14 protein-coding genes are annotated in these 19,476 nt (G+C 62.4%); 1 reads left to right on the forward strand and 13 read right to left on the reverse strand.

The genetic code is table 11. The annotated features are described in order from the left end of the window. Positions 1-45 precede the first annotated feature (45 nt). Positions 46-1,542 carry a 4-hydroxy-3-polyprenylbenzoate decarboxylase gene (gene ubiD / locus R5M92_RS09930; protein ID WP_346795771.1) on the reverse strand — a complete coding sequence of 499 codons (1,497 nt, stop codon included), beginning with the start codon at positions 1,540-1,542 and terminating at the stop codon, positions 46-48. Between the two features lie 57 nt (positions 1,543-1,599). Beyond that, positions 1,600-2,859, reverse strand: coding sequence for a transcription termination factor Rho (rho, locus tag R5M92_RS09935; protein ID WP_346795772.1), 1,260 nt, complete (start codon positions 2,857-2,859; stop codon positions 1,600-1,602). Between the two features lie 567 nt (positions 2,860-3,426). Here rho and ppx point away from each other — a divergent pair. Beyond that, on the forward strand, positions 3,427-4,986 hold the full coding sequence (gene ppx / locus R5M92_RS09940) for an exopolyphosphatase (RefSeq protein ID WP_346795773.1): 1,560 nt from the start codon (positions 3,427-3,429) through the stop codon (positions 4,984-4,986). On the opposite strand, the gene tilS is transcribed toward ppx, so the two are convergent. The 11 genes from tilS to rseP form a co-directional block, all read right to left on the reverse strand. Further along, complete coding sequence (gene tilS, locus R5M92_RS09945) at positions 4,967-6,259, reverse strand: tRNA lysidine(34) synthetase TilS (RefSeq protein WP_346795774.1); 1,293 nt, start codon at positions 6,257-6,259, stop codon at positions 4,967-4,969. The genes ppx and tilS overlap by 20 nt on opposite strands. Beyond that, positions 6,240-7,196, reverse strand: coding sequence for an acetyl-CoA carboxylase carboxyl transferase subunit alpha (gene accA / locus R5M92_RS09950; protein ID WP_346795775.1), 957 nt, complete (start codon positions 7,194-7,196; stop codon positions 6,240-6,242). Before accA ends, tilS begins: the two co-directional genes overlap by 20 nt. An 83-nt stretch (positions 7,197-7,279) precedes the next feature. Next, entirely contained in the window at positions 7,280-10,780 is a 3,501-nt protein-coding gene (gene dnaE, locus R5M92_RS09955; RefSeq protein WP_346795776.1) for a DNA polymerase III subunit alpha, read from the reverse strand. Positions 10,781-10,847: 67 nt separating this feature from the next. Next, positions 10,848-11,477 (reverse strand): ribonuclease HII, encoded by a 630-nt coding sequence (gene rnhB, locus R5M92_RS09960; protein ID WP_346795777.1) that lies wholly within the window; start codon positions 11,475-11,477, stop codon positions 10,848-10,850. Continuing rightward, the gene (lpxB, locus tag R5M92_RS09965) at positions 11,467-12,639 is read right to left on the reverse strand and encodes a lipid-A-disaccharide synthase (RefSeq protein WP_346795778.1); all 1,173 of its coding nucleotides are present in this window, start codon (positions 12,637-12,639) and stop codon (positions 11,467-11,469) included. Before lpxB ends, rnhB begins: the two co-directional genes overlap by 11 nt. A gap of 2 nt (positions 12,640-12,641) precedes the next feature. After that, positions 12,642-13,409: an acyl-ACP--UDP-N-acetylglucosamine O-acyltransferase gene (lpxA, locus tag R5M92_RS09970; RefSeq protein WP_346795779.1), complete on the reverse strand. Its 768-nt coding sequence runs from the start codon at positions 13,407-13,409 to the stop codon at positions 12,642-12,644. Further along, positions 13,406-13,849: a 3-hydroxyacyl-ACP dehydratase FabZ gene (gene fabZ, locus R5M92_RS09975; protein ID WP_346795780.1), complete on the reverse strand. Its 444-nt coding sequence runs from the start codon at positions 13,847-13,849 to the stop codon at positions 13,406-13,408. The genes lpxA and fabZ overlap by 4 nt, the downstream gene beginning before the upstream one ends. Positions 13,850-13,984: 135 nt before the next feature. Further along, positions 13,985-15,022, reverse strand: a complete 1,038-nt coding sequence (gene lpxD / locus R5M92_RS09980; RefSeq protein ID WP_346795781.1) for a UDP-3-O-(3-hydroxymyristoyl)glucosamine N-acyltransferase — start codon at positions 15,020-15,022, stop codon at positions 13,985-13,987. A gap of 57 nt (positions 15,023-15,079) precedes the next feature. Beyond that, positions 15,080-15,580 (reverse strand): OmpH family outer membrane protein, encoded by a 501-nt coding sequence (locus tag R5M92_RS09985; RefSeq protein WP_346795782.1) that lies wholly within the window; start codon positions 15,578-15,580, stop codon positions 15,080-15,082. A 28-nt stretch (positions 15,581-15,608) separates the two neighbouring features. Further along, positions 15,609-17,954, reverse strand: coding sequence for an outer membrane protein assembly factor BamA (gene bamA, locus R5M92_RS09990; RefSeq protein WP_346795783.1), 2,346 nt, complete (start codon positions 17,952-17,954; stop codon positions 15,609-15,611). A 106-nt stretch (positions 17,955-18,060) separates the two neighbouring features. Next, complete coding sequence (gene rseP, locus R5M92_RS09995) at positions 18,061-19,419, reverse strand: RIP metalloprotease RseP (RefSeq protein ID WP_346795784.1); 1,359 nt, start codon at positions 19,417-19,419, stop codon at positions 18,061-18,063. Positions 19,420-19,476 lie beyond the last annotated feature (57 nt).

The raw sequence follows: 19,476 nt of genomic DNA on the forward strand, positions 1-19,476 counted from the left end.
CCAGAGCACATGAAGCGATATCACTGGTGCCGCCCTGGGCGGAACTCAACCGCCATGGCGCTCCGCCGGCAGGGGAATGTCGATACCCAGCTCCGCCCAACGTTCGTTCACTCGCGTCTTGACCGCGTCATCCATGACGATGGGGGTACCCCACTCTCGGTCGGTCTCGCCGGGCCATTTGTTGGTGGCATCGAGTCCCATTTTCGAGCCCAGGCCGGATACCGGCGAGGCGAAATCGAGATAGTCGATGGGAGTATTTTCCACCATCACGGTATCGCGGGCCGGGTCCATGCGCGTGGTAATCGCCCAGACCACGTCTTCCCAATTGCGTGCGTCGACGTCGTCATCAAGCACGATGACGAACTTGGTATACATGAACTGGCGCAGAAAACTCCATACGCCCATCATCACGCGCTTGGCGTGGCCCGGATACTGCTTTTTCATGGTCACTACCGCCATGCGGTAGGAGCAGCCCTCGGGTGGCAGGTAAAAATCGACGATCTCGGGAAACTGCTTGTTCAGGATGGGCACGAAGACTTCATTGAGCGCCACCCCCAGAATCGCCGGCTCGTCGGGCGGACGCCCGGTATAGGTGGAGTGATAGATGGCGTCGCGCCGCTGCGTCATGCGGGTGACGGTAAACACCGGAAAACGGTCGACTTCGTTGTAATAACCGGTGTGATCGCCGAAGGGACCTTCCGCTGCCATGTCATCGGGGTAGATAAACCCTTCGAGAATGATCTCGCTCGATGCCGGCACCTCGAGGTCGGCGTGGCCGCACTTGACCAGCTCGGTGCGCGATCCTCGCAACAGGCCGGCGAAGGCGTATTCCGACAGCGTATCGGGTACCGGAGTCACCGCGCCCAGAATCGTCGCCGGGTCGGCGCCCAGCGCCACCGCGACCGGAAAGGGTTCGCCGGGGTGGGCCTTCTGAAATTCCTGAAAATCCAGCGCCCCGCCACGATGGGAAAGCCAGCGCATGATCAGGCGGTTCTTGCCGAGCTTCTGCTGACGATAGATACCCAGGTTCTGGCGTTTCTTGTGCGGCCCCCGGGTGATCACCAGTGGCCAGGTCACCAGCGGTGCGGCGTCGCCCGGCCAGCAGTGCTGGATCGGCAGGCGGTCCAGGTCGACCGCATCCCCTTCGTACACCATCTCCTGAACGGGGGCGCTGCGTACCGTCTTCGGCCCCATGCTCATCACCTGCTTGAAGATGGGCAGCTTGTCCCAGGCGTCCTTCAATCCCTTGGGGGGGTCGGGCTCCTTGAGAAACGCCAGCAGCTTGCCGACTTCGCGCAGCGCCTCTACCGAGTCCTGCCCCATCCCCAGAGCGACTCGCCTGGGCGTGCCGAACAGGTTGCCCAGCAAGGGCATATCGTGCCCCTTGACGTTCTCGAACAGCAACGCCGGCCCCTGAGCGCGCAACGTGCGGTCGCAGATCTCGGTGATTTCCAGATAGGGGTCGACTTCAGCGGTGACTCGCTTGAGCTCGCCCGCCGCCTCCAGTGCGGCAATGAAATCGCGCAGATCCTTGTACTTCACGGCAAAGCTCCACTTACTATCCACAACGTCCTGTCGCCAACGCCGTCATCAGCGTCATCAACGGCGCTTCATGGCTTCGAAGAATTCCAGGTTGGTCTTGGTATCCTTGAGGCGGTCGATCAGAAACTCGGTTGCCGCCGTGTCTTCCATCGGATTCAAGAGCTTGCGCAAAATCCACATGCGCTGCATCTCGTCCTCGGACGCCAGCAGGTCTTCACGCCGGGTGCCGCTGCGGCGGATATTGATCGCCGGGAACACGCGCCGCTCCGCCAGCTTGCGGTCGAGATGCGCTTCCATGTTACCGGTGCCCTTGAACTCCTCGAAGATGACTTCGTCCATCTTCGAGCCGGTATCCACCAGCGCGGTGGCGATGATGGTCAGGCTGCCGCCTTCTTCGATGTTGCGCGCCGCGCCGAAGAAGCGCTTGGGCTTCTCGAGAGCGTGGGCGTCGACACCACCGGTCAGCACCTTGCCGGAGCTGGGCACCACGGTGTTGTAGGCGCGCGCCAGGCGGGTGATGGAATCGAGCAGGATCACCACGTCCTTCTTGTGCTCGACCAGGCGCTTGGCCTTTTCGATCACCATTTCCGCGACCTGAACGTGTCGTGCCGGCGGCTCGTCGAAGGTCGAGGCCACCACTTCGCCGCGCACGGTGCGCGACATCTCGGTGACTTCTTCCGGACGCTCGTCGATCAGCAGCACGATCAGATGGCATTCGGGATTATTACGCGTGATCGAGGTGGCGATGTTCTGCAGCATCAACGTCTTGCCCGCCTTGGGCGGCGAGACCAGCAGCCCGCGCTGGCCCTTGCCGATCGGGGCGGTAAGGTCGATGATGCGCGCGGTCAGATCCTCGGTGGAACCGTTGCCGATCTCCATGCGCAACCGATCATCCGGAAACAGCGGCGTCAGGTTCTCGAAGAGAATCTTGTGCTTGGCGTTTTCCGGCCGGTCGAAGTTGATCTGGCTGACCTTGAGCAGGGCAAAATAGCGCTCGCCCTCCTTGGGCGGCCGAATCTTGCCGGCAATGGAGTCGCCCTTGCGCAGGTTGAAGCGACGGATCTGGGATGGCGAGACGTAGATGTCGTCGGGCCCGGCGAGATACGAGCTGTCTGCGCTGCGCAGGAAGCCGAAGCCATCCTGGAGAATTTCCAGCACACCATCGCCATAGATATCCTCACCGCTCTTGGCGTGTTTCTTGAGGATAGCGAAGATGATGTCCTGCTTGCGCGAACGAGCCAGGTTATCGATGCCCATCTCGCGGGCGATTTCCAGCAGCTCGGGAACGGATTTTTGCTTGAGTTCGGTGAGATTCATCGGTGTGTTAGAACATTGCTCATGGAAGCTGGCGCCAGGCGCCGAAATAGACAGGAGGCGAGGAAAACCGCCGTGTGATGCGTTCAGAAGCCGTAAGGGCACGCGCTAGTATAAAGGGACGTCGGCTGAAGCGGATGATCCAGCTCAGCTCGAGGATGCTGACACGTGTTGTCTGACCCGTCCGGGAACGATGTGACTGGATCAGAAGGCTATCTGACGACTTGAATGTAACGCCGCCAACTGCGACTAGAGGTTCTTAAACTAACAAGCCAGATGTTATCAAGGCCGGCTCCGAGAACCGCCTGATGAATCCACGATTAGCGCGAGTCAATCATGATGCGGGTTGAGCCGCGAATTCGGGACGCATCGAGAACAAAACCGTAACCAGAGCATACCAGGAACAAGGGCTTATTGTTCGGGCGCCATGGTTGATCGAATGCTGCGGATCAGGCCAGTGGCACGATGGTAGTCAAGGGCCGGGCTAAACGCAAGCATACCCCATCACGGGGAATTGACAATAGCGGGGCCCGCCCCCAACCTTGGCTAAGCCAATACGAAGGATAGCTCATGCCCACGGACACCTCGCCCCCCGCCTTCCCTCCTCTGGAATCCGATCCCGCCCAATCATCGCCCCGCCGACTGGCGGCAATAGACCTGGGCTCCAATAGCTTCCACCTGCTGGTGGCCAACTATCGAGACGAGCGCCTGCAAGTAGTCGCCCGGCTGGGGGAGAAGGTACAGCTTGCCGCTGGCCTGGACGAACACGGCATCCTCGGCGAGGAGGCGATCCAGCGGGCCCTGGATTGCCTGGGTCGCTTTGCCCCCTTTCTGCAGGATATCGAGCCGCAATATTTGCGGATCGTGGGCACCAACGCCCTGCGCGATGCCGAAAACAGCCAGGCCTTCATCGAGCGGGCCGAAGCGCAGCTCGGCCATTCCATCGAGATCATCGCTGGACGCGAAGAGGCGCGGCTGATCTATCTGGGCGCGGCGCATGCCCTGGCCGAGAATGGCCGCCGCCTGATCGTGGATATCGGTGGCGGCTCCACCGAGTTCATCATCGGCGAAGCGTTCGAGCCCAAGGCGCTGGAGAGCTTGCGCATGGGCTGCGTGACCTACAGCAGTCGCTTCTTCGCCGGGGGGGAGTTGTCCGAGAAGCGCATGCGTCGCGCCGAACTGGCCGCCCTGTCGGAACTGGCCAACATCCAGCGTCCCTACCAGCGGCTGGGCTGGGATGACCCGGTGGGTTCCAGCGGCACCATCAAGGCGGTTGCCAGCGTACTAGCCGCCTACGGCGATACCCATCAGGAGGGCACGATCACCCGCGACGGGCTGCGCAAGCTGCGCGAGCGCCTGCTCAAGTTCAAGCAACTGGACAAGGTAGCGCTGGATGGTCTGAAACCCGACCGGGCCAAGGTCTTTCCCGCTGGCGTCGCCATCCTCACCGCCATCTTCGAAGCGTTCGAGCTGAAGCAGATGCGCTTTGCCGACGGTGCCCTGCGCGAAGGTGTGCTGTACGACATGGCCGGACGCAACAGTGCCGAGGATTCGCGCCTGAAGAGCCTGGAGAATCTCAAGCGCTGTTACGACATCGATGCGCGTCAGGCGGATAACGTCGTTGCCACCGGGCAGGCGCTGTTCGAGCTAGTTCAGCAAGCATGGCAACTGAGCGAGACTCAAGGGCACTACCTGACGTGGGCGTGCCAGTTGCACGAGATCGGGCTGGCCATCTCCCATAGCCAGTTCCATCGCCATGGCGCCTATCTGCTGGAACACTCGGATCTGGGCGGTTTTTCCCGGCCCGAACAGCAGCTGCTGGCGTTTCTGGTACGTGCCCATCGACGCAAGTTCCCGCTCAAGGAATTGCAGTCGCTACCCAAGCCGTTGCAGTGCGCCTACGCCCGCCTGGCTCGTCTGCTGCGCCTGGCGGTGATTCTCAACCACTCGCGCCCGGAGCAGCCGCCTGCGCTGCCTGCCGTTGCCCTGGAAGGCGACGCCATGCAGCTCACCCTGCCCGCCTCGGATGAGCCCACCCTGCTGCTGACCGACCTGGAGCAGGAGCAAGCTTATCTCGAAGCCGTCGGTTTCACCCTGAGCATCAAAGTGTCTAGAAGCAATACGGCTTGAAATCCCAGCCCTTGGCCTGAAACAGTACTTCATCCGGCGGACGTAGCGCCGCCACGCAATCACCGCTTGCCGATACCACCAAAACCCGCTTCCGCTCCCACGGGGGCAGCCCGGACTCCTGCAGCAAGCGCTTTAGATCGCGCCGGCCCCGCTCCGCCAGCGTCAATATTTCCCCTCCCTTGCGCCACGTGACGGTCAAGTCAGCCGTTGACGACACCCCTAGACGCAACCACCCCAGCGGAGTTTCCAGCGCATCTCGCCCGTTCCAGCGGGCTTGCCAGCGGGACTCTGCGGGGCTCAAGGGAGACTGTGGCACCATCAGATAGAGCCCGCCGCGCCAACGCCGCGCCTCCGTTCCGGGCCATGCCACGCGAACCTGAGTATCATCCCCGGCATCGAGCTGTTCCAACAGGGTTTCAAGGCGCTCGCGTGGCGGTGTGGGCAGCAGGAGAATACGGCAAGCATGACGCAGCAACAGCCGCTGGCGCCCCGGAGACAAGACCTTGAGCGCGGCCACGTCCAGGCGCCCCGGATCATTGCCCGCCGCGGCCAGGTCCTCTTCCGAGAGCTCCTGCAGCAGGGCATCGGCCTCACCCGCCTGACGCGCCGCCTGGGCCAGCGACTGCGCCGCGTGCGGCCAGCGTTCGGCCAGCAGCGGCATGACGCGTCGACGCAGGAAATTCCGGGCCGGGCCAGTATCCTCATTGCTGGGGTCTTCCACCCAGGCAAGACCCCGCCTCTTGGCCTGCACCTCCAGCTCGCCGCGTGACATCGCAAGCCAAGGTCGTACTATATCGATACCCTTCCACCGTCGCCGCTCGGGCATGCCTGCCAGACCGCGTATACCGCTGCCCCGCAGCGCCGCCAGCATGAAGGTTTCCGCCTGATCGGTGCAGTGCTGGGCCAGCATCAACGTATCGCCAGTATTCACGAGACGTGAAAAAGCCGCATAGCGCGCCTGACGGGCGGCCCCTTCCAGCCCCTGGCCATCCAAGTCCACCTGAACCCGTTCGACATGCAGCGGGACGTCCAGCTCAGCGCATAGCCGCTGACAGTGCGCGACGAAATCCGCCGCCGCCGCTTGCAGGCCATGATCGATATGCAGCGCGTGCAAGACCAGTGACCTGGCTCGGCACACCTCGGCCGCCACATTCAGCAGCAGCGACGAGTCCAGCCCGCCGGAGAGCGCCACCCAAACAACACGCCCCGGCGAAGTATCGGCCAGGGCGTTATCGACGAGGGCGTAAAGCGTATCAGGCGGCTGGCGCGCCATAGCTCATCAAACGCTGGTAACGCCGTTCCAGCAAGGTGTCGGTATCCATGCCCTGCAGACGCTCGAGACTGCTCAATAGCGCCTCCTTGACCCGATCGGCGGTGCTCAGCGGGTGCTGGTGCGCACCACCCAGCGGCTCCTTGATCAGGCTGTCGACGAAGCCGAGTTCCTTGAGGCGTTCGGCGGTAATGCCCATCGCCTGGGCGGCTTCCGGCGCCTTGTCGGCGCTCTTCCACAGGATCGATGCGCAGCCCTCGGGCGAGATGACCGAATAGGTCGAATACTGCAGCATGTGCAGCTCGTCACAGACGCCGATCGCCAGGGCGCCGCCTGAGCCGCCCTCGCCCACTACCGTGGAAACGATCGGTGTCTTCAGGCGGGACATCACCGCCAGGTTGTAGGCGATGGCTTCCGACTGGCCGCGCTCCTCGGCATCGATGCCCGGATAGGCCCCTGGGGTATCGATGAAGGTCAGCACCGGCATGTCGAAACGCTCGGCCATTTCCATCAGGCGACACGCCTTGCGGTACCCCTCGGGCCGTGGCATGCCGAAGTTGCGCCGCACCTTCTCCTTGACGTCGCGCCCCTTCTGGTGCCCGATTACCATGACCGGGCGATCGTCGAGTCGGGCCACACCGCCGACGATGGCGGCATCGTCGGCGAAATGACGGTCGCCGTGAAGCTCGTCGAAATCGGTGAAGACATGCTCGAGGTAATCGAGCGTGTAGGGCCGCTGGGGGTGACGCGACAGCTGCGAGACCTGCCAAGCGCTGAGATCCTTGAAGATCGACTCGGTCAGCTTGCGACTCTTCTCTTCCAGACGTGCCACTTCATCGCTCAAGTTGACCTGGCTGTCGGAGCTTACCAGGCGCAGCTCTTCAATCTTCGCCTGCAACTCGGCAATGGGCTGTTCAAAATCGAGATAGTTGGGGTTCATCGGCTAAGCCTTGTCGGAACGAACAATCAATATCGGCATTATCGCACCCTGGCCCTGCCACGCAAGGCGGGGGTTCGTCTGGTTCAACGGTAGCGCAACTGTACACCGGCCTGACCCTGGACATCCTGCAACGCCAGAAGCAGGTCATCGCTGGGCGCCACCTTCCATTCGGCGGCCAGCTCGAGCCAGCCGCAGGCCTCGGCGTTGCGGTACTGCAGGCGAACGGGGAGCCCCTGTTCATCGCGATAGGGCGTCAGGCTATCGCGCAGGCTTTCCACCAGTCGCCCATTGACCCGAGCGCCATCGAGGGCCAGCTCCACCGCCTGGGCATAACGCCGACGCGCTTCCAGCATTGGCGTGACATCCTTGCTGCGCATACGCAGACCGCCGGAGTAGTCATCGCTGGAAACCTCCCCCTCGACGATCAGCACCTGGTCGGCATCGATCTGACTGCGCAGCTGTTCGAACAGTTCGCCGAACAGCGACACCTCGATACGCCCGGTACGGTCATCCAGGGTCAGAAACGCCATGGTGTCGCCGCGCTTGGACTTCATCGTCCGTACTCCAACCACCAGCCCGGCTATCCGCTGCGACTCGCGAGTGGGCCTCAGGTCACTGATGCGGGTGGAGACAAAGCGCTTGAGCTCGTTCTCGTACTCGTCGATGGGGTGGCCGGTCAGATAAAGGCCGAGAGTGACTTTCTCGCCGGCTAAGCGCTCGCGATCCGTCCACTCCCGGGTGTGCCGATAATCGGCATAGCCATCGGCCTGGCTTTCATCGACGAAGGCCTCGCCGAACATGTCGAGCATGCCGAGGTTCTGGTTGGCCTGGTTCTGGGCCGCGGCCTTCAGCGCGTCCTCCAGCGCCGCGCAGAGTACCGCCCGGTTCGGCCCGAGGGTATCCAGGGCGCCGGCACGAATCAGCGCTTCCAGGGTGCGCTTGTTCATGCGCTTGGGATCGACCCGGCGGCAGAAATCGAAAATATCGACAAACGGGCCGTCCTTTTCGCGGGCGTCGACGATGGCGCCGATAGGCCCCTCGCCGACGCCGCGAATGGCACCCAGGCCGTAGACCACCCGCCCCTCGTCATCGACGGTGAACTTGTAGCCGCCGACATTGACATCCGGCGGCGTCACGGTGAGCTTGAGGTGACGACACTCCTCGATCAGCGGAACCACCTTGTCGAGGTTGTCCATCTCGGTGGAGATCACCGCCGCCATGAACGGGCCCGGATAGTGCGCCTTGAGCCAGGCGGTCTGGTACGAGACCAGGCCGTAGGCCGCCGAGTGCGACTTGTTGAAGCCGTAGCCGGCAAATTTCTCTACCAGATCGAAGATGTTGCCGGCAAGATCCTTGTCGATCCCATTGGCCGCACAACCTTCCATGAAACCATCGCGCTGCTTGGCCATCTCCTCGGGCTTCTTCTTGCCCATCGCCCGGCGCAGCATGTCGGCCTGGCCCAGGCTGTAGCCCGCCAGCACCTGGGCAATCTGCATGACCTGTTCCTGATACAGGATGATGCCGTAGGTCGGCTCCAGCACGGGTTTCAACAGCTCATGCTGATAATCGGGGTGTGGATAAGAAATTTCGGCACGGCCGTGCTTGCGGTTGATGAAGTCGTCGACCATGCCCGACTGCAGCGGCCCGGGGCGGAACAACGCCACCAGAGCGATCATGTCCTCCAGCGAGTCGGGCAGCAGGCGCTTGATCAACTCCTTCATGCCGCGGGATTCGAGCTGGAATACCGCCGTGGTCTCGGCCCGCTTGAGCATGTCGAAGGTGGGCGCGTCGTCCAGCGGGATGGTATCGATATTCAGCGGCCCCTGACCGTTGACTTCGCGTACCTTGTCGACCATCTCCAGAGCCCAGTCGATGATGGTCAGGGTCCGCAGGCCGAGAAAGTCGAACTTCACCAGCCCCGCTTCCTCGATATCGTTCTTGTCGAACTGCACTACCAGGCCGTTGCCCTCGTCATCGCACAGCAGGGGCGAGAAGTCGGTAAGCTTGGTCGGCGCGATCACCACCCCGCCAGCGTGCTTGCCGGTGCCGCGGGTAACGCCTTCCAGCTTGAGCGCCATTTCCCATATTTCGGCGGCCTCTTCGTCGGCCTCGAGATACTCCTTTAGCGCCGGCTCCGCCTCGATGGCCTTGGCCAGGGTCATACCCACTTCGAACGGAATCAGCTTGGAAAGCTTGTCGCCCAGCGAATAGGGCTTGCCCTGGGCGCGGGCCACGTCGCGCACCACCGCCTTGGCCGCCATGGTGCCGAAGGTGACGATCTGCGAGACGGCATCGCGTCCGTAGCGGTCGGCCACGTACTCGATCACCTTGTCGCGCTTCTCCATGCAGAAGTCGACGTCGAAGTCGGGCATCGATACCCGCTCGGGGTTGAGGAAGCGCTCGAACAGCAGGTCGTATTCCAGCGGGTCGAGATCGGTGATCTTCTGCGCGTAGGCCACCAGCGAGCCGGCACCGGAACCGCGCCCCGGCCCCACCGGCACATCGTTGTCCTTGGCCCACTGGATGAAGTCCATGACGATCAGGAAGTAGCCGGGGAAGCCCATCTGCAGGATGATATCGAGCTCGAAGTCCAGCCGCTGGCGATAGCGCACGTCGATCTCGGCGTACTCGCTACCATCGCGGGGATAGCGGTCGGCGGGATAGAGAAAATCCAGGCGCTCGGTCAGGCCATCATGGGACACCTTGCGAAAGAACTCGTCCTGGGTCATGCCCTCGGGAATCTCGAATTCCGGCAGGAATATCTCGCCCAGGCGCACGTCGACGTTGCAGCGCTCGGCGATCATCACGCTGTTTTCCAGCGCCTCGGGGATGTCGGCGAACAGCTCCGCCATCTCCGCCGGACTCTTGAGGTACTGCTCCTCGGTGTAGCGACGCTCGCGGCGCGGGTCATCCAGCGCCCGGCCTTCGCCGATCGCCACCCGGGTCTCGTGGGCCCAGAAGTCCTCGCGCTCGAGAAAGCGCACGTCGTTGGTCGCCACCACCGGTACGCCTGTCGCCAGGGCCAGCTTGACGCTCTCGTGCACACAGGCTTCCTCAAGCGGGCGACCGGTACGCGTCAGCTCCAGGTAATAGCGATCGGGGAATGCGGCCTGCCACTCGTCCAGCAGCGCCTGGGCTTCGCGGTAGTGCTCGGACAGCAGGTGCCGGCCGATGTCGCCGTCGCGGCCACCGGAAAGGGCGATCAGACCCTCGCTCTGATCCAGCACCCACTGACGGTCGAGTATCGCCCGCCCCTGGCTCTGCCCTTGCATCCAGCCGCGCGAGATCAGCTCGGTCAGGTTGCGATAGCCAGTGTCGTTCATCGCCAGCAGGGTCAGGCGGTACGGGTGAGTTTCGTCATGCGGATTGTGCAGCCACACGTCCGAGCCGATGATCGGTTTGAGTCCGGCTCCCTGGGCGCCCTTGTAGAACTTCACCAGGGCGAAGAGATTGGTTTCGTCCGTAACCGCCACGGCCGGCATGTTCTGCTCGGCGGTCGTATTGAGCAGGGGTTTCAGCCTGAGCAAGCCATCGACCAGGGAGTACTCGGTATGCAAACGCAGATGAACAAAGGGAACCGTCATGGGGCAACTCGGTAAATAGCAAAATGAAATGGCTGGGGCCCGGGTGGCAAATTCCCACCCTGCGGATTCACGACGGCGCGATCAGCTCCAACTGACACTGTACCGGGGCGAAGCTACGCCGATGCTCGGGTATCGGCCCCAGCCGCTCCAGGGCAGCCAGGTGCTCGCGGGTGGGATAGCCCTTGTGCCGGGCGAAACCGTAGCCGGGATAGCGCACTTCGAGCACCGCCATCTGGGCATCCCGCGCGACCTTCGCCAGTATCGACGCCGCGGCGATGGCCGCATGCCGGGCATCGCCCTTGACCACGGCCTGACCCGGCAGCGCATGACCGGGCAGCCGGTTGCCGTCGACCAGCAGATATTCGGCGGCCGGGCACAGGGCGTCTATGGCACGACGCATGGCTAGGTGAGTCGCATGATAGATGTTCAAGGTATCCACCTCCTCGGCCGACGCCTCGGCAATGGCGAAGGCCAAGGCGCGGGTGCGGATCTCATGATCCAGCTGTTCGCGGCGCTTCGCCGACAGCTTCTTGGAGTCGGTCAAGCCCTCGATGGGGTCGTCGGGGTTGAGGATCACCGCCGCCGCGACCACGGTCCCCACCAGCGGACCACGGCCGACCTCGTCCACGCCCGCCAGCCAGCGACCGGGGTACTCGATCACCAGGGGAGGCCAAGCAGTGGTCAGTTCATCGCTCATGGCTCGTCCCCGGCAAGGGTTCTCCGGCGGCCAGCGCTTCGATGGCATCGGCGGCCCGGGCGCTGGCACCCCGCTGCAGCAACTCATGCAGGTCGGCAAAGCGTGCTTCTAGCGCCTGGCGTGCGTCGCTATCATCCAGCATAGCTCCCAAGCGGTCAGCGATGGCGGTTGGCTCCGCCGCCTGCTGGATCAATTCCGGGACCAGCGTCTCGCGGGCGATCAGGTTGGGCAGCGAAATCCACTGGCTTTTGACCAGGCGCTGGGCCAGCCAGTGAGTCGCCGCCGCCAGCTTGTAGGCCACCACCATGGGGCGGTGGCACAGCATCGCCTCCAGCGCTGCGGTTCCCGAGGCCAGCAGCACCACGTCGCTTGCCACCATCGCCTCGCGGGAGTGGCCGTCGAGCAGCGCTACCGCATCGTTGAGCGCCGGCTTGTCTTGCAACAACCGCTCGATCTCCCGACGACGCAGATCAGTGGCTGCGGGAATGACGATCTGCAGGCCGGGTCGCGCATTGCACAACTGTTCGGCGGCCTGCAGGAAAGTCTCGCCCAGAAAGCGGATTTCATTGGAACGCGAGCCGGGCAGAACCGCCACGACGGGGTCATCCAGCCCCAGGCCGAGCGCTTGCCGCGCCTGGTCGCGGTCCGTTTCCAGCGGCATTTCATCTGCCAGGGGATGGCCGACGAAGGCCACCGGCACCCGATGCTCGCGATAGAACTCGGCCTCGAACGGCAACAGGGTCAACATGGCGTCGACACTGCGGGCGATACCCTTGACCCGCCCCTGGCGCCACGCCCACACCGAGGGGCTGACATAGTGGGCGGTGGGAATACCACGCTCGCGAAGCTTGCGCTCGAGCCCCAGGTTGAAGTCTGGCGCATCGATGCCGATCATGATGTCCGGCTGCCAAGCGAAGGCATCGCGTTGCAGCTCGCGGCGCACCCGCAGCAGGCCGGGCAGGTGCTTGAGCACTTCGACCAGGCCCATGACTGACAGGGTTTCCAGGGGAAAGCGGCTATCGATCCCTTGCGCCAGCATACGTGGGCCGCCGATTCCGCGAAACTCGATATCAGGATGGCGCGATTTCAGCTCGCGCATCAGACCGGCGCCCAGGATGTCGCCGGAAAGCTCACCGGCCACCAGGTAAACGCGCCGGAGCATTGTCACCTCACGATGCCGCGGCTCGATACCATGATCGAGCGGACGAAAGTGTCGGTTTCGGGCAGGTCGAAATCGGCCTGTATCTGGTTGACCGCCTGCTCCACGGTCAGGCCCTGGCGATACACCAACTTGTAGGATTCGACGAGGGCCTTGATCGCCTCGCGCGAGAAGCCGCGACGCTTCAGCCCGACCAGATTCAGTCCGTGGGCCTGGGCGGGATTGCCGTTGATCATCACGTAGGCCGGGGTGTCCTTGGTAATGATCGAGCCGCCGCCAGCCATGGCATGGGTGCCGAAGTGACAGAACTGATGCACGGCGGACAACCCACCCAGGATGGCGAAGTCGTCTACCTTGACGTGTCCCGCCAGGGTGACCTGATTGGCCAGGATGCAGTCGCTACCGATGACACAGTCGTGACCAACATGGACATACGCCATGAACAGGTTGCGCGAGCCGATGGTGGTCTCGCCGCGATCCTGTACGGTGCCGCGGTGCAGGGTGGCACCTTCGCGCACGATATTGTCGTCGCCCATCACCAGACGGGTGGGTTCGCCGGCGTACTTCTTGTCCTGACACTCCTCCCCCACGGAAGCGAACTGAAAGATCCGGGTACGCTCACCCAGCACGGTCGGGCCGTTGATTACTACATGGGGGCCAATACGCGAGCCTGCGCCGATAGTGACATCGGCACCGATCACGGTGAACGGACCCACTTCGACATCGTCGGCCAAGCGGGCGGCGGGATCGACCAAGGCAGTAGGATGAATCAAGCCACCTTCCTCTCGGCACAGATGATTTCCGCTTCGCAGGCCAACTCGCCGTCGATACTGGCGCGGCAGGCGAACTTCCAGATGCCCCGCTTGCCACGGATGACGTTGGCTTCCAGTGTCAGCTGGTCGCCCGGCATCACGGGACGCTTGAAACGCACGTTATCGCTGCCTACCAGGTAATAGACATAACCATCGGCAGGCAGCTTGTTGACGGTCTTGAATCCCAGAATGCCACAGACCTGAGCCAGCGCCTCGAGCACCAGCACCCCCGGCATGATCGGATGATGAGGGAAATGGCCGTTGAAAAACGGCTCATTAATGCTGACATTCTTGTAAGCGACGATGGTTTCGCCTTCGGTAAGCTGCGTGACTCGATCCACCAGCAAAAAAGGGTAGCGGTGAGGCAAGTATTCGCGAATCTCGTTGATGTCCATGACCATCGTAGCAACCTCTGAAATGGCAAAATGCTCGGCACAAGGCCAAGCACGCTCCGGCAGCCTTGCCGGAAAAACGGGCGGTGAATTATAACGCGCATCCTTGCCGCCTCAACTCGCAATCCCGCCTGAACGGGATCGTCAGTCGCGGCGTTGACTCTTTTCCAGGCGAGACAAGCGCTTGGCGATATCATCGAGTTGCTTGAAACGAACTGCATTCTTGCGCCACTGCTGGTTCGGCATCGCCCCGGTTCCCGAGGAGTAGACGCCCGGCGCATGAATCGAGTTGGTGACCAGGCTCATGCCGGTGACCTGAACGCCGTCGCAGATGGTCAAGTGGCCGGAAAGCCCTACCCCACCGCCAAGCATGCAGTGCTTGCCCACCTTGGTGGAGCCGGCGATGCCGACGCACCCGGCCAGGGCGGTATGATCGCCGATACAGACATTGTGGGCGATCTGTACCTGGCTATCGATCTTGACGTCGTTACCGATCACGGTATCGCCAAGGGCCCCTCGATCGATACTCGAGCAGCTGCCGACCTCGACATCGTCACCCAGCACCACGCCACCCAGCTGGGCGATCTTGTGCCAGGCCACACCGTCATGGGCAAAACCGAACCCATCGCCGCCGATGACACAACCACTGTGCAGGATAGCGCGCTTGCCGATCGCAACCCCGTGGCAAACGGTAACATTGGCATGCAACCGGGTACCCTCGCCTATCATGGAATCGGCGCCGACGACACTTCCCGCGCCTACTACCACGTTATCGCCCAGCATCACGCCATCTTCCACCACGGCCTGGGCGCCGATACAGACGCCGGCCCCCAGTTGAACGCTCTCCGCCACTACGGCGCTGGGATGGATACCGGTCCGGTCGCGCGCCGGCACTGGATCGAACAGCTGCGACAGCCGGGCATAGCCGAGATAGGGATTGTCCAGTTCCAGACGGGGAACGGGGCACGTCTTGCCGTGCTCGGGATGCAGCAGAACCGCCCCCGCCCGGGTGGTGGCCAGGTCCTTGAAGTAGGCCCGATTGGCCAGGAAGGCTACCTGGTCCGGCCCGGCATCCTTGAGCGTGGCCAGCCCGCGAATGGGCAGCTCACCGCTCCCCACCAGGGTGGCATCGAGTTGCCGGGCGATATCGGCCAGCGTAAGTTGTTTGTGAACGTGCGTCATGGGGGCCCGAGAAGCAAAAGGCGCGGTGCAGGCACCGCCCCATACGGTTGAACAGAATCAGTTCAGCGAATCGAAGATCTGGGTGACTTCGTTGGTCAGGTTCGGCAGATCGGTTGCGGAGTGCAGTACGCCCTGCGGCTCCACCAGCACATCGATGCCATGCCGGGTAATCACCTGGTCTACCGCCTGTTCCAACTTTGCCTCCGCCCCTTCCAGGAACTGCTGTTCGGAACGTTGTTGTGCTTGCATTATCTGTTGACGCAGGCTCTCGAAGCGGCGCCCCTTCTCCTGCAGCTCGGCGATCAGCGCCTCGCGCTCAGCTTGCGGCATGACGTCACCACCCTGCTGCAATTGCTGCTGGATTCCCTGAAGCTCGGTGCCCAGGGTTTGCGCTTGTTGCTGCTGGGTGCCTATCTCGCTTTCCAACTGCCCCAGAGACTCTTGCGCGGATTGGGTATTCATCAACGCTGCACGCCAGTCAAGCACCGCCACTTCCGCCGCCTGGGCCGGCAATGCCAATACGCCTAACAGGCATGCAATTCCGGTCAATTTACGCATCGTGCTCACTCCTTGCATCGCAGGTATTTCAGAATGTCTGGCCCAACGAGAACTGGAAGAACTGGGTATCGTCGCCACTTTCATCGTTGAGCGGCTCCGCCACGCTGAAGGTCAACGGTCCGACCGGGGTCAGCCAGGAGAGGCCCACCCCGACACTGTAACGCAGGTCGCCCAGATCGACGCCTGAGCTGCACTCCTGGCGTCCGGCGTCCTCATCCAGCACATCGTAGCAGTCGGTCAGGAACGTGTTGCCCGCATCGAGAAACAGCGAGGTCTGGAACGAGCGGCGATCCTCGATGAACGGCATGGGGAACAGTACTTCGGCACTGCCTTCGACCAGAACGTTCCCCCCCATGGTGCGATCCCGCCCGCCTTCACGTGCGGGAGTGGTGCGCTGACCCAGGGTATTGGAGGTGAAACCGCGTACCGAACCCAGACCGCCGGAGTAGAAGTTCTCGTAGAATGGGAAGGGCTCGTTGGTCCCCAGGGTATCGGCATAACCGAGGTTGCCGCTGAACTTCAGCGACCAATCCTCGCCCAGCGGATAGAGCTGCTGAGCGCGCATGCGCAGCTTGTAGTATTCGGCATCGCTTCCGGGCACACCGGTCTCCAGCGAGACCCGCTGATAACTCCCATCGGTGGGCATGATGCCTCGATTCAGGTTGTTACGCGTCCAGCTGGCGGTCAGTTTGAGGCTTTGCGCGTCATCGCCCTGATCCTCGACGTAGCGGCGGATTTCCGACGCGGTATCGAAGTAGGTCTTCACCGAGATATCCTCGAGGCTGGCGCCGAAATTCAAGCGTGACAACTCGCTGACCGGGTAGCCGAAGTTGATTCCGGCACCGTAGGCATCGGTGGAGTAGGTGGAGATATCGGAGTCGGCGTAATCGGTTTCGCGGTAGAAGACGTTATAGCCTCGTGAGATACCGTCGAGGGTCCAGTAGGGATCGGTAAAGCCGAAATTGACACTGGTGAACGTATCACTACGCTGGGCGCCGATATTGACCCGGTTGCCGGTACCCAGGAAATTGTTCTGGGCCAAGGCGGCACCGTAGATCACCCCGGCACTCTGGGAAAAGCCGACACTCGCCGATACCGAGCCCGAAGGCTGCTCTTCCACGTTGTAGGTCACGTCGAGCTTGTCCGGCTCGCCGGCCACCGGCTGGGTATCCACTTCCACCTGGCTGAAAAAGCCCAGGCGTTCCAGACGCTGACGCGACTGGGTGATCGATTCGGTGGAAGCCGGCGCACCTTCCATCTGGATCATCTCGCGCCGCAGCACTTCGTCCTGGGTAGTGGTATTGCCGACAAACTGGATACGGCGCACATACGCCCGGCGCCCCGCATCCACCGCCACCACCAGGTCGACCGTCTTGCCGTCCGTGGACTGCTCGGGGACACCTTCCACTTCGGCGAAGGCGAAGCCTTCGGCACCCAGGCGCGAACGCAGAGCCTCGGCCGAGGCATTGACATCCTGGCGCGAGAATATCTCGCCGCTTTGCACTTCCAGCAGCTGGCGCGCTTCGTTCTCGCCGATCTGCAGGTCGCCGGCGAAGCGGATATTACCGACACGGTACTGAGCGCCTTCGTCGACATTGATGGTGACGAAGATTTCCGACTTGTCGGGACTGATCGAGACCTGGGTGGAGGTGACCTCGAAGTTCACATAACCACGGTCGAGATAATAGGAGCGCAGCCGTTCGATATCACCCGACAGGGCGGAACGGGAATACTCGTCGCTGGAGAACCAGCCGAAGAAACGCCCCGGGCGGTCATTCAGCTCGAAGACATCGCGCAGGGTATCGTCGTCGAAGGCTTGGTTGCCGACGATATTGATCTGACGAATCTTGGCGATTTCGCCTTCATTGATGGTGATATTGACCTGGACCCGACCCTCGTCCACCTCTTCCACTTCGGCATCGATATTGGCGCTGTAGCGCCCTTGCGCCTGGTAGACACCTTCGAGTTCGCGCTGGATTTCCTCCAGCGTGGAGAGTTCGAGCACCTGGCCTTCCGACAGTCCGGATTCCTTCAAGCCATTGCGCAAGTCCTGCTCGGACAGCTGTTCGTTGCCGCTGATATTGAGACGCGCGATGGTGGGCCTTTCCACCACCTGGATGATGAGTACCTCGCCCTCCCTGGCCAGGGAGACATCCTCGAACAGGCCGGTAGCGAACAGGTTGCGAGCAGCCTCGGCCAGCTCACGCTCATCGACTCGGTCGCTGGCACTGATGGGAAAGGCATTGAAGACCGACGCAGCGGAAACTCGCTGGAGCCCTTCAACACGGATGTCGGAAACATCGAATGATTGTGCCTGTACGCTATTCGCACCGGCCAGCAAGAATGCTGCTACTCCAAGGGTCTTGATTTTCATGCAGTCAATTCGCTCGCTTTGGTCTGCCCACCTGTCCAGAAAGGCACCTTATACATTTGTACGGGCAGCTGACAAGGCATGTGCCGCCCGCGCGCACGCGTGTGGACTACCACAGGCGCATCAGATCGAAATAGAGCGCCATCAACATCAACGTACCGACCATGGCCAGGCCGATCCGCAAGCCAATCGCCTGTACCTGTTCGGAGACCGGCCGCCCACGTACCGCCTCGATGAAGTAATAGAGCAAATGTCCTCCATCCAGCACGGGTATCGGCAACAGGTTCAATACTCCCAGGCTGATGGAGAGATAGGCCAGAAAGCTGACAAAGGCCTCCAGGCCGGTACGCGCCGAATCGCCCGCCACCTGCGCGATGGTGATCGGCCCGGAAAGATTGGAAGGCGAAATCAATCCCACCAGCATCTTGCGAATCGCATCCAGGGTCAACAGTGTCATGTCACCGGTACGCGAAATTGCTTGCCCCACCGCTTCCAGCGGACCGTAGCGGATCTCCCGGCGGTACTCCTCGGGCCAGCTCACCGGCTCCACACCGGCGCCGATATAGCCGATTTCGGTACCGTCCTCGATTACATTGCGTCCCGGGGTCAAGGACACGCTTTCGCGGCGTCCCTCACGGGAAACGTCCACCGTCAGAGTCTCCCCGGCGCTGCCCCGGACCATGTTGACGAAATGCATCCAGTCCCTGACCGCTTCGCCATTGACGCTGAGTATCTCGTCCCCGGGCTGCAATCCGGCCGATGCGGCAGCCTCTCCTTCCACCACCTGCCCCAGAACCGCCGGAAATTCCGGCTGCCATGGAACGATACCCAGCGATGCCAGCGGCTGCGGCGGATTTTGCCGCACCAGGTAGTCCTCTACCGGTATCCGATAGGAGCGTGGCGTCGATTCGGCGCTCTCGCGAGCCTCAAACGCCAGTTCGCCACTGGCGCCGATGGCCGCCACCAGCTTGAGACTGATATCTTCCCAGGAGCGTACCGGCTGCTCTTGTACCGCGGTTATCTCATGACCTTGCTGCAAGCCGGCCTGGGCGGCGGGAGAACCCGGCTGGACTTGCCCCACCACAGGCGCCACGGTACTGGTGCCGGCCACGAACAGCACCCAGTAAGCGACGATGGCCAAGAGGAAATTGGCCAGCGGGCCGGCGCTGACGATGGCGATACGCTGCCACACGCTCTTGCGATTGAATGCCTGATCCAGCTGCTCCGCCGGCACGGGCGCCTCGCGCTCATCCAGCATCTTGACATAACCGCCCAGGGGAATTGCCGCCACGGCGAATTCGGTGCCATGCCGATCGAAACGCGACCACAGGGGCTTGCCGAACCCCACGGAGAAGCGCAGTACCTTGACGCCGCAACGCCGTGCCACCCAGAAGTGACCGAATTCATGAAAGGTCACCAGCAGGCCCAGCACTACAATCACGGCAAGGATATTTTGAATCAGGCCCACGTTTCACTCCTCAACACAACATCCTCGACACGGAAAGAATCACGCCACGAGCCGCCG

Origin of the sequence: Halomonas sp. Bachu 37 (assembly GCF_039691755.1) — a bacterium.
Classification (GTDB): domain Bacteria; phylum Pseudomonadota; class Gammaproteobacteria; order Pseudomonadales; family Halomonadaceae; genus Vreelandella; species Vreelandella kashgarensis.